The sequence below is a fragment of the Candidatus Neomarinimicrobiota bacterium genome (assembly GCA_034716895.1).
In the GTDB taxonomy this organism is placed as follows: Bacteria; Fidelibacterota; UBA8477; order UBA8477; family JABMPR01; genus JABMPR01.
Window position 1 is genome coordinate 1 of the sequence record JAYEKW010000148.1, and the last position, 11,012, is coordinate 11,012.

Here is an 11,012-nt window from a genome sequence, read left to right on the forward strand (position 1 = left end):
TTGAAGCGCTTTAATAGCTCCTCTGACCTTGGCGACAATTACCGGGAGTGAATGCAGTTGCGTTTAGACAGGTATAAATATCGCCATTTTTTGGTATTGAAACTTTTGGCGCATTGTTTGCACTACCTCAAACCCATCAATAACACGATGAAATTTTTATATTAAAGGAGTTGAAATGAGTGAGGTAAAAAAATTTAACCCTGCTGCTGAATTCACTGCCAATGCGCACATCAAATCGATGGAACAGTATCAGGAAATGTATGACCGTTCAATCAGTGATCCGGAAGGATTCTGGAGTGAACAAGCAGAACGTTTGACCTGGTTCAAAAAATGGGATAAAGTGGTTGAATCAGATCTGGCCGCTGGAGACATCAAATGGTATCTCGGGGGAAAACTTAATGTCAGTTACAATTGCCTGGATCGTCACGTTGAGGATGGCCATGGTGATCGTACTGCTTTGATCTGGGAAGGCAACGACCCCACAGAGGACAAAAAATTTACATACACTGAACTTCTGGGTGAAGTCCAGCAATTTGCTAACGTTCTTAAAGATCGGGGTGTTGAAAAAGGCGATCGTGTCTGCTTATACATGCAGATGATTCCCGAGCTTTCCATTGCGATGCTGGCTTGTTCACGAATCGGTGCCATCCACTCAATCGTTTTTGGTGCTTTCAGTCCAGAATCGCTTCGTGACCGGATCAATGATTCCGAATGTAAAGTTCTGATCACTCAGGATACGGGTGTCCGCGGGAAAAAACTTGATATTCCCATGAAATCCAATGCTGATAAGGCCCTGGCCGAAACCCCTTCCATTACAACCTGTGTGGTCGTAAAGCGGACTGGTGCTGAGGTTGCCATGGATGATGGTCGCGATATCTGGTGGCATGAAGGTATGGCCAAGGCTGATGCCATTTGTGCACCGGAAGAGATGGACGCTGAAGATCCATTATTTATTCTTTACACTTCCGGTTCAACCGGCAAACCAAAGGGTGTTCTCCACACAACAGGTGGATATCTGACCTATGCTTCTCTGACCCATGAACTCATTTTCGATTATCATGAAGATGATATTTACTGGTGTACTGCTGATATTGGCTGGGTTACTGGTCACTCCTATATCGTGTACGGACCATTGGCCAATCGCGCCATCACCGTCATGTTCGAAGGTGTCCCGAATTATCCTGATTTTGGTCGCTTCTGGGAAGTGGTTGACAAACATAAGATCACCCTTTTCTATACTGCCCCCACTGCACTGCGTGCCCTCATGCGCGAAGGTAATCAATGGGTTGAGAAAAATGATCTTTCCACACTCAGACTGCTGGGAACAGTGGGTGAAACCATTAAAGAACCGGAATGGAACTGGTACTATAATATCGTTGGTAAGGGTAAATGTCCCATCGTAGATACCTGGTGGCAAACTGAGACCGGTGGTATTCTACTGACACCACTACCGGGAATCACCCCCCTGAAGCCAGGTAGTGCAACCATTCCTTTCTTTGGAGTCCAACCGGTCCTGCTTACTGAAGATGGCAAAGAGATCAAGGGTAATAATAAATCCGGTCTTTTGGCTATGAAAGCTTCCTGGCCAGGCATGATGAGAACCCTGTATGGCGATCATGATCGTTTTATGCAGACTTACCTGTCCATGTATCCCGGTTATTATTTCACTGGTGACGGCGCTCGTCGTGATGAAGATGGTGACTATTGGATCACTGGTCGAGTTGATGATGTTCTGAATGTTTCAGGACACCGGATCGGTACTGCTGAAGTTGAAGGCGCTATCGGCAAGGCTCCCCATGTAGCTGAAGCTGCTGTGGTAGGATTTCCGCATGACATCAAGGGTCAGGGAATTTATGCCTATGTTACCCTCATGGCTGGTATTGAAGGTTCTGATGAGATTCTGGCTGGAATTGCAGCTTCCGTGAGAAAAGAGATCGGTCCTCACGCCAAGCCGGACAAGATCCAATTCACACCAGCACTGCCAAAGACTCGTTCTGGTAAGATCATGCGTCGAATTCTACGTAAGATCGCTGAGAATGAAGTGGATAAACTGGGTGATATCTCCACCCTGGCAGATCCCGCAGTCGTAGAAAATCTGGTGGACGGACGTAAATAAGTCTACCAAACTGAATCATAAAAAAGGGCTCGAAATTCGAGCCCTTTTTTGTGGTTTGACCGTGAGCCGTCATACCCGACCCAGATTTATTTGATGGTTATGGGAATCTCCTTAGGCAGCATTTCCTTGGTCTTGGGAATGCTCAAGGTTAGAATCCCTCTCTTGTATTCGGCAGCGATCTTATCCGTCTTCACGTTTTCAGGAAGCTCAATGGTTCTCTCATAGCTTCCCTGAGCGATCTCACGGGCCAGGTACTTCACATCCTTATCCTCTTTGACCTCTGCCTTTGTTGCTTTGAGGATCAGAGTGTTGTCTTTCACCGAGATGGTAATATTGTCCTTTTCAAAACCAGGTAATGGAAACGACAATTCAAAACTTTTTTCCAGTTCTTGAACATCCATTGCCGGACGCCAAACATTGCGCCGCTGATTGCTAACATTCATATCTTCAAAAAAACTGTTCAGCATGCTATCAAAGGTCTGGTTGATCCTGGGGCGGTTTACTTTTACGAGTGTCATGATTAATTCTCCTTTATTTAATTTCGTTTTTCAATTATCTCAACACATCCTTCCTTTATTCGAATCCCGTGCCAATGCTAATAATGAGTCATTATGGCGCATTTATGGTTTTTTACTTCTGCTACATGGCACATCTCTGCCATTATTGCCATGCTTTGAGGATTATTTTACTTTTTCAGGTATAAATGGCACTCTTTTCATAAAAACGAGCCTGCTTCAGAGTAATGGCAAGCCATGCTTTGCTTCTACTGTACAGAATTTTTGATTTTTAAAATACCCACCACAAAGACTTGAAACCCTTCATATTCCCGTCTAGCTTCAAGCGTTTATGTATCTGAATGCACATACAACCGCCCTTAGAAAAATTGTCATCCTTGCACTACTGTCCGGACTCCTCCATAGTGCTATTTTCGGGCAGGCAAATCCAATTGATAGCCTGGATATTGACAGGCTGAAACAAGAAATTGGGCAGATGCTCATGGTTGGTATTCGTGGAAGCAATCTGAATGCTCATGTCATGCAGCAAACCCGACGACAGATCACTAACGGTGATATTGGTGGTATCATTTTTTTTAAGCATAACATCAAGAACAGCCGCCAGTTCAGAATCTTTGTAAAGAGCATTTCAACCTCTCCGGCACCGCATCCTCTTTTACTGGCAGTTGACGAAGAGGGTGGCCAGGTACGTCGATTGCGCAAAGCTCAAGGGTTTATTGAATTTCCATCTGCAGCGCATGTCGGGAAAAACTTCAACGACTTAGAAGCGGATGCTGTCTATTCTCAGATGGCAACCCAGATTCACAGGACAGGTTTGAATTTGAATCTAGGTCCGGTAGTAGATGTAAATGTAAACCGGGCTTCCCCTGCCATTGGCCAACTTAACCGCAGTTTTTCACGTGATCCGGGCAGAGTATTCGACCTCGGTGAAATCTTTATTCGCGCTCATCGGGCTAAAAAAGTGCTAACCACCTTGAAACACTACCCTGGTCACGGCAGTTCTCGGGAAGATACACATAATGATCTGACTGATATTACTCACACTTGGCGAAGTTCCGAGCAATTGCCCTTTAGGCGGCTCATTGATTCATCGTTAGTAGACTTGATCATGGCTGGGCACCTGTTCGATCATAACATAGATTCAAAGTATCCGGCTTCCCTCTCACGGGAACATATTCAGAAGACCCTCAGGGGTGAGCTGGGCTATACCGGGGTTGTGATCACTGACGACCTGCAAATGGGCGCCATCATCAAGCGTTACGGTTTAGATGAGATCATTATTGCAGCAATTAATGCTGGTTGTGATATCTTACAATTCTCAGATCCACTGAACCTGGAACAGGATCTCCCCTCTCGTGTTCGCCGGGTGGTCATTACTGCCATTAAATCCGGAGAAATTGATCCACAAAGAATCCATGAATCCTATGAACGGATCGTGGACTTAAAAAATAGTTTCACAAACAATTCAGACAAAACTACTGATTAGAGGTAAATCCAAAATGGCTTCCCAATTTGCTACTGTTATCAACTGTATGGATGGTCGGGTTCAGGATCCGGTAAACGAATGGATGAAACAAAAAACAGGTGCAACCTATATCGATGTGATCACAGAGGCTGGTCCAGATCGGATCATGGCTTCAACTGCCACAGCTTCACGACTGATTCTGCAACGTATACTGGTTTCCCGGGATAAACATGGGTCAAAGACCCTAGCCTTGGTTGCTCATTATGACTGTGCCGGAAACCCTGTCTCAAAAGCTGAACACCTCACTCAATTAAGAAAAGCCAGTAAGATCATGGAAACCTGGAATCTGGGTATGCATATCTTATTGATCTGGCTTGATGAGAACTGGCAAGTAGAAATAATCGACGAGATCAATTCTTAACTGATCTTAAGCGATACCCCATGCAGTATCACAGAGGATCTACCCGCTGAATGAGCGGATCCTAAATGCTTAAATTCTTTTGTTGATTTCTACGCATTCCTTTTAACCCGGGACGGCGTAGGGGACTTGCTTTATATGCCTGATTAAATGCTGTCTCATCCAGTGTATGAAAATCTGGCACAACCCCGGCCTGAAGACCTTCACCAGGTGCAAACGCTTCGATCTCACTTGGTTTGGCAAAGCGATTCCAGGGACACACATCCTGACAAATATCACAGCCGAAAATCCACTCCCCCAACTTGGTTCTGATATTCTCGGGGATAACTTCCTCGGGCTTCAGTTCAATGGTGGCATAGGAGATACACTTTGAGCCATCAACCATATAGGGTTCCACGATCGCCTGGGTAGGACACGCATCAATACAAGCCGTACATGTCCCACAGTGGTCAGCAACAGGATCATCATAATGATCAAATACTTCAGTAGTAACGATCTCCCCCAGAAAACCCCAGCTACCAAACTCACGGGTAATGATATTTGAATGCTTCCCCTGCCACCCAATACCGGCAGCCACAGCCCACTGTTTCTCCATCACGGGGGCCGAATCCACAAAAATACGGTAAACCAAAGCACGCTGCTTTCTGCTGAGCTCTTGAATATTGTCAGGGAATAACTCACGGGCCAACTCATGTAGCAGATCTTTCAGTATGGGATGATAATCAGTACCGCGAGCGTACTTGGAAATAACACCCTCCAACTCTGGGACACTCTCAGCCTGGTGATAATTAACAAAAACGGAGATCACTGAACGCGCGCCAATCAACAATTCTGATGGATCTAAGCGCTTTTCCTGATTCCGCTCCATGTAGGACATTTGCCCCTGATACCCACGATTCAACCACGCATTCAAAGGATCTGCCTGCAATTTCCCGGCAGTTGCAACCCCCAACTTATGTATTCCCAGTCTGGATCCAATTTCCTGAAGGTCTTTATTTTTCAGCATAAGCAACCGATTAGTGATTATTGTAAAGTGCGATACGAACTACACATCAATAGAGTCCATAAGCTTATACTTCAATATTCTCCCCACCGACAATTCCTTTGTCTGTGGATATCAGCTTACAGGCGGTCGCCTGGGGATCATGTTCAAAAAAGATCATCGCCTCCTTTTCAAGAAGACCAGGTAAAATTCGTTGTTTTTCAGCAATACTACGCAGGGGTTCATTGTCATAGGCCATCACCCAGGGAATTGGGATATGCGCCTTCATGGGAAACAGATCCCCACCATACATGAGGGTTGTGGTGCCATCTGAGATGACTGGTAATTGTTGTCCAGCAGTATGCCCATGAACAATCTCCAGAACAATCCCATCAAACAGATCCCGTTCAGATTTCAAGATCTCCAACATCCCATTTTCTGCAATTACCTGCCAGTTCTCTGACAGATAGCTCGCGCGATCCTTGGCATGGGGGTGATTTGCCAGCTGCCAATTATCCTCCTGAACCCAATGACGGGCATTTTGAAAGACTGGTATAAGCTCATCACCAGCCAGCCGTGTGTTCCCGCCTACATGATCAAAATGGAGATGAGTACAGATCACATCTGTGATATCTTCAACATCAATTCCGTGCTGAGCCAAACTTAAAGGTAGAATGCAGGAGCCGGTTTCGATCTTGAAGATCTCTTTCAGTTTAGTTGACCATTTATCACCATTCCCGGTATCAATGAGAATCTTGCGATCAGCCGATTCGAGGAGCAGCGTACGAGTCACCATCTTGATCCGGTTGAAATCATCTACTTCGGCGGTATTGCTCCACATGGTTTTAGGAATCACGCCAAACATGGCTCCGCCGTCTAGAGCAAAAGTAGAGGTGATGATCGACGTTAATTTGTAAGGTCCGATGTTCATGAGAACTCTCTTATCTATTTATCAGTTAAATTAGTCACAAAGTCAGAAAGCAAAAAAGGATCACGAAATTTTATATGTAGAGCCGCGCGGTTCCAGATGGAGTGATCTGCATCTATGAATATCCTGTTTTTAATCATCTGCCACTGATCACCAGTATGTTAAACTGTAAATGGTTTTCCCAAAGGATGATATTGTCAGACTTTTCCGGAATTGTCACTTCCCTGCAGGGTTGGCACAGAAAATGCCCTTGCTTCACAGGGGGTGTCGTGTAAAATACCCCAAGCCAAAACAGCATGCTTTAAGGAGATATTCATGTACCAACCTAGTCATTTCATACCCGTAGATCTAACCATTGATTCCTGGAACGATCTTAAACCATATTTTGATAAATTGATCAACACTGAGGTCACAAATACTGACGATCTATCACAATTAATAGTCCACTATAGTGAGACTCTCAGCGTCTTTCATGAAAAAAACGCCTGGTCCTATATCAACATGAGCAGGGAAACTGATAATCAGAAATACGTGGATCGCTATGAATTGTTCGCTACAAAAATAGGACCTGAGCTGGAGAAAGCGGCCAACACTGTTGAGAAAATGATCGTCACCAATCCTGCGTTTGCCGATCTGCCAGATGCCCGCTTTGGTCAGTTTAAGAAAAAATTAAAACGTGAACTCGAGCTCTATCGGGAACAGAACGTTGAGCTTTCTGCAGAGATCTCAAAGCACAGCACAAAATATGACCAACTCACCGGCGGCCTGATGGTCATGTTGGATGGCGAGGAAATGCCCCTACCTAAAGCAGCAGTGCGACTACTGTCAGCCGACCGGGAAAAGCGGAAAGAAACCTGGCTGGCTATTGCTGAGAAACGGTATTCGATCAAGGAACCCGCTGATCAGATCTATACCGATATGCTTAAATTGCGGATAAATATCGCTGAGAACGCCGGTTACTCAAACTTTCGCGATTTCGCCCACGATCGACTCCAACGGTTCGATTATACTCCGCAGGATGCCATTGATTTTCAAAATGCCATTGAAGAACATATTGTCCCCCTGGCTCGTAATATCGCTAACAAACATCGCATCAAGTTGGGTATTGCCCCAGATGATTATCGTCCCTGGGATGTTCTGGGAGAACCAAAGGGTCAGGAAGCATTGAAACCCTTTAACACTGGAGCTGACCTGCTTAAACAAGCCATTTCTATCTTCGGCGAGATCCACCCGCAATTCGGAAAAAATCTTCAAGCCATGGAGTCCGCCAATCTTTTTGATCTGGAATCCCGGAAAGGGAAAGCTCCCGGTGGCTACAATTATGGACTGGAAACCACAGGCATGCCCTTCATTTTCATGAATGCAGCCGGGACGCAACGTGATGTGGTAACCATGTGTCACGAGGGCGGCCACGCCATGCATACTTTTCTTACGAATGATGAGTCCCTGATCCATTATCGGGATACTCCGGCTGAGATGGCTGAAACAGCTTCCATGAGCATGGAATTGATGACAGCAGGACTTTGGAACAAATTCTATGACTCTCAAGACCATCTTAGAGCTCGTCGTGAGCATCTGGAAGGGATCATTACTTTTTTCCCCTGGTGTGCCACCGTGGATGCCTTTCAACACTGGGTTTATCTCAATCCTGACCATACAGTTAGCGAACGTGATGATTATTTTGATGAATTGAACACACGTTTTATGACGAACAATACTAATTGGGAAGGCTACGATCACTACAGGCGGAACGGCTGGCAGCGTCAATTACATATTTTTGGGATGCCTTTCTACTATGTGGAATATGGCATTGCTCAATTGGGAGCTCTCCAGGTTTTTCGAAATTTCAAGAAGGATCCAAAAGCCGCCCTTGAAGGCTATATCAAGGGACTAAGTCTGGGTAGTTCCAGACCCCTACCGGAAGTCTGGGAAGCCATGGGCATCAAATTTGATTTCTCAGCAGAACCTATAAAAGAACTGGTTGAGTTTGTCCAACAGGAACTCGCCTCACTGGAGGATTAGCTTATGAAAAAGACCATTGACTTTCTGAACCAAAATCATGACAGATTCGAGCAGGAATTAATTGATATTCTAAAAGTACCCAGTATCAGTGCTCTGCCGGAACATGGCAAGGACATGCGGATCATGGCTGAGATGTTAAAAGATGAGATGAAAAAGATCGGTATGTTTAAGGCCAGTATCATCGAAACAGAGGGCCATCCGGTTGTGTATTCTGAATGGCTTGGTGCATCCGATAAACCTACGTTGTTAATCTATGGTCACTATGATGTCCAACCTGTGGATCCTGTGGATCTGTGGAGCTCACCCCCTTTTGATCCTGTGATCAAAGGAGATAAGATATTTGGTCGCGGTTCTGCTGATGATAAAGGGCAGATCTATATCCATCTAAAAGCCATTGAGGCCTGGCTGACCACCCGGGGCGACCTGCCGGTGAATGTCAAACTGATTTTTGAGGGTGAAGAGGAAGTTGGCTCAGCCCATCTGGAGGATTTCATCAATGAACATGCCGAGATGCTCACAGCTGATTATGTGGTTATCTCTGATACACCCATGTTCAGAGCCGGCTATCCCGGGATCACCTACGGTCTACGCGGACTGGCCTATTTACAAGTTAATCTGCGTGGAACGAACACAGACCTGCATTCCGGTTCTTTTGGTGGACTGGTTAAGAATCCGATCAATGCCCTGGTTGAGATTCTGGCACAAATGAAGGATGAAGATGGTCGTATCCGCATCCCGGGCTTTTATGATAGGGTTCTACCCATCACTGAAAATGAACACATCAAGCTTAGCAATCTCCCTTTTTCAGCAGATGATTTTGCCAGTAGCATTGGTGCACCAGCGTTGTTTGGAGAAGCCGGCTATGACGATCTGGAACGATTGTGGGCCCGCCCTACTTTCGATATCAATGGGATCTGGGGTGGTTTTCAGGGTGAAGGTGCTAAAACAGTTATTCCAGCTGAAGCCCATGCTAAAGTTTCCATGCGTCTGGTCGCAGATCAGGATCCAGATGATATTGCCCGAAAATTCAAAACCTATGTTGAATCACTCATTCCGGAAAGTATGGAAGCTGATATACAAGCCATGCATGGTGGTTTTGGCTATGTGACGGACCTGGACAATCCGGGGTTACAAGCTGGTGTCCGAGCTCTGAAAAGAGCTTTTGGCAAAGAGGTCGATTTCCTTAGGGAAGGTGGCTCTATCCCCATCGTTAAGGTCTTTGCCGATATCATCCAGTCACCCGTTCTCCTGATAGGCTACGGTTTGCCTGATCAGAACATCCATGCACCTGATGAAAATTTCAGTCTTTATAACTTTCATAAAGGAATTGAAAGTATCATCTATTTCTTCGAAGAAATCGGTAATCTACAGGATTGAGATGAAGCGCGGACTCCACTATTACGAAGAATTGGCCAACACCATTACCCATGCTGCCGGTATTGCTTTTAGCATTGTTGGGCTTGTCATACTGGTTGTCAGGGCAGCTCTGTATGGTGATGCCTGGCAGGTGGTTAGCTTTAGTATCTATGGTTCGTCACTGATCCTGCTGTATCTGGCATCCACCCTCTATCACGGGTTTCAGTCCAAACGAGCCAAGGAACTGTTGCGGCTCTTTGACCACTCAGCCATCTACTTGCTGATTGCCGGCACTTATACCCCGTTTTTGTTAATCACCTTGCGGGGACCCTGGGGTTGGAGTCTATTTGGGGTGATCTGGGGTCTGGCTCTGCTGGGAATAACATTCAAGATCATTTTTCGCCACAAATACGAGATCGTCAGTACAGTCTTTTACATTCTCATGGGCTGGGTGGTTATCATTGCCATCAAGCCGCTACTGGCCGCTCTGCCAATGCCGGGCTTTTTCTGGTTGCTGGCCGGAGGGTTGGCCTACACATCAGGGGTTATCTTTTATGCCTGGCAAAAGCTGCCCTTTAATCATGCCATCTGGCACGGATTTGTTTTAGCCGGCAGTTGCTTTCATTTTTTGGGAGTTTTATTCTATCTCTCACCAGTAGCATAATACCATTGAAGCATTCTTTTTAGACAAATGTCGTTTATCTTTCTCCCATGACACTCATCCATGAAATTCCGGGAAAGCTTCGTGTACTCTGGAACCAGGATTGCCATGCTATCATTGATATCTGGGAGAATTACTATATCAGGATCGAGGAATTCCATGAGGCTGTTTTAGTCAAGGGTCTGGAATACTCTAAATCACATGGTGGCATTGCCTGGATCGTGGATTCCAGTGAAGCTGAGGGTAAGTTTGGAAAAAATATTTTGAATTATATCGAGACTACGACCTTCCCGGAATTTGTCAAGCACGGTGTAAAATTCTTTATCACCATCAAGCCAAAACATAGCTCGGTGGCAGCCTTCAATGTAACCTCATATTCTCTTAAGACCCAGGCTGCCGGTCTTAAATTGGTTGAGATGGAAAGCTTGGAACAAGCTATCGACTGGCTTAAAAAGCAGGATTTAAGCAGTTAGTTATTCCTTCTAAATTTGGTTTTGCTCAATACCAGGGCTTGATCCAGACTATTATGTCGAGTAGGCCTGTCACCAC

At 45.5% G+C, this 11,012-nt stretch carries 10 protein-coding genes; 7 read left to right on the forward strand and 3 right to left on the reverse strand.

Translation table 11 applies throughout. The annotated features are described in order from the left end of the window. Nucleotides 1-175 precede the first annotated feature (175 nt). Nucleotides 176-2,116, forward strand: a complete 1,941-nt coding sequence (acs, locus tag U9Q77_09370; GenBank protein MEA3287567.1) for an acetate--CoA ligase — start codon at nucleotides 176-178, stop codon at nucleotides 2,114-2,116. A gap of 86 nt (nucleotides 2,117-2,202) precedes the next feature. Here the strand turns inward: acs and U9Q77_09375 are convergent, their stop codons facing one another. Next, nucleotides 2,203-2,634 carry an Hsp20/alpha crystallin family protein gene (locus U9Q77_09375; protein MEA3287568.1) on the reverse strand — a complete coding sequence of 144 codons (432 nt, stop codon included), beginning with the start codon at nucleotides 2,632-2,634 and terminating at the stop codon, nucleotides 2,203-2,205. Nucleotides 2,635-2,962: 328 nt separating this feature from the next. On the opposite strand from U9Q77_09375, the gene U9Q77_09380 reads away from it, so the two are divergent. Next, nucleotides 2,963-4,117 carry a glycoside hydrolase family 3 N-terminal domain-containing protein gene (locus U9Q77_09380; GenBank protein ID MEA3287569.1) on the forward strand — a complete coding sequence of 385 codons (1,155 nt, stop codon included), beginning with the start codon at nucleotides 2,963-2,965 and terminating at the stop codon, nucleotides 4,115-4,117. A gap of 13 nt (nucleotides 4,118-4,130) precedes the next feature. Continuing rightward, nucleotides 4,131-4,517, forward strand: a complete 387-nt coding sequence (locus U9Q77_09385; GenBank protein MEA3287570.1) for a carbonic anhydrase — start codon at nucleotides 4,131-4,133, stop codon at nucleotides 4,515-4,517. A gap of 61 nt (nucleotides 4,518-4,578) precedes the next feature. Here the strand turns inward: U9Q77_09385 and queG are convergent, their stop codons facing one another. Then, on the reverse strand, nucleotides 4,579-5,520 hold the full coding sequence (gene queG / locus U9Q77_09390; protein ID MEA3287571.1) for a tRNA epoxyqueuosine(34) reductase QueG: 942 nt from the start codon (nucleotides 5,518-5,520) through the stop codon (nucleotides 4,579-4,581). A gap of 64 nt (nucleotides 5,521-5,584) precedes the next feature. Next, entirely contained in the window at nucleotides 5,585-6,427 is an 843-nt protein-coding gene (locus tag U9Q77_09395) for an MBL fold metallo-hydrolase (GenBank protein MEA3287572.1), read from the reverse strand. A 312-nt stretch (nucleotides 6,428-6,739) separates the two neighbouring features. Between U9Q77_09395 and U9Q77_09400 the strand changes: the two genes are divergently transcribed. From U9Q77_09400 to U9Q77_09415, 4 genes are read left to right on the forward strand one after another with little or no spacing between them, the layout of a single operon-like run. Beyond that, on the forward strand, nucleotides 6,740-8,446 hold the full coding sequence (locus U9Q77_09400; GenBank protein MEA3287573.1) for a M3 family oligoendopeptidase: 1,707 nt from the start codon (nucleotides 6,740-6,742) through the stop codon (nucleotides 8,444-8,446). A gap of 3 nt (nucleotides 8,447-8,449) precedes the next feature. Beyond that, nucleotides 8,450-9,823, forward strand: a complete 1,374-nt coding sequence (locus U9Q77_09405) for a dipeptidase (GenBank protein MEA3287574.1) — start codon at nucleotides 8,450-8,452, stop codon at nucleotides 9,821-9,823. 1 nt (nucleotide 9,824) lies between these two features. Beyond that, nucleotides 9,825-10,466, forward strand: coding sequence for a hemolysin III family protein (locus U9Q77_09410; GenBank protein ID MEA3287575.1), 642 nt, complete (start codon nucleotides 9,825-9,827; stop codon nucleotides 10,464-10,466). A gap of 47 nt (nucleotides 10,467-10,513) precedes the next feature. Beyond that, the gene (locus tag U9Q77_09415; protein ID MEA3287576.1) at nucleotides 10,514-10,936 is read left to right on the forward strand and encodes a hypothetical protein; all 423 of its coding nucleotides are present in this window, start codon (nucleotides 10,514-10,516) and stop codon (nucleotides 10,934-10,936) included. The last annotated feature ends 76 nt before the right edge of the window (nucleotides 10,937-11,012 follow it).

Bases quoted from the DNA above. Each gene is read 5' to 3' on its own strand.
- acs (MEA3287567.1), top strand. From the start codon at position 176: ATGAGTGAGGTAAAAAAATTTAACCCTGCTGCTGAATTCACTGCCAAT.
- U9Q77_09375 (MEA3287568.1), bottom strand. From the start codon at position 2,634: ATGACACTCGTAAAAGTAAACCGCCCCAGGATCAACCAGACCTTTGAT.
- U9Q77_09380 (MEA3287569.1), top strand. From the start codon at position 2,963: ATGTATCTGAATGCACATACAACCGCCCTTAGAAAAATTGTCATCCTT.
- U9Q77_09385 (MEA3287570.1), top strand. From the start codon at position 4,131: ATGGCTTCCCAATTTGCTACTGTTATCAACTGTATGGATGGTCGGGTT.
- queG (MEA3287571.1), bottom strand. From the start codon at position 5,520: ATGCTGAAAAATAAAGACCTTCAGGAAATTGGATCCAGACTGGGAATA.
- U9Q77_09395 (MEA3287572.1), bottom strand. From the start codon at position 6,427: ATGAACATCGGACCTTACAAATTAACGTCGATCATCACCTCTACTTTT.
- U9Q77_09400 (MEA3287573.1), top strand. From the start codon at position 6,740: ATGTACCAACCTAGTCATTTCATACCCGTAGATCTAACCATTGATTCC.
- U9Q77_09405 (MEA3287574.1), top strand. From the start codon at position 8,450: ATGAAAAAGACCATTGACTTTCTGAACCAAAATCATGACAGATTCGAG.
- U9Q77_09410 (MEA3287575.1), top strand. From the start codon at position 9,825: ATGAAGCGCGGACTCCACTATTACGAAGAATTGGCCAACACCATTACC.
- U9Q77_09415 (MEA3287576.1), top strand. From the start codon at position 10,514: ATGACACTCATCCATGAAATTCCGGGAAAGCTTCGTGTACTCTGGAAC.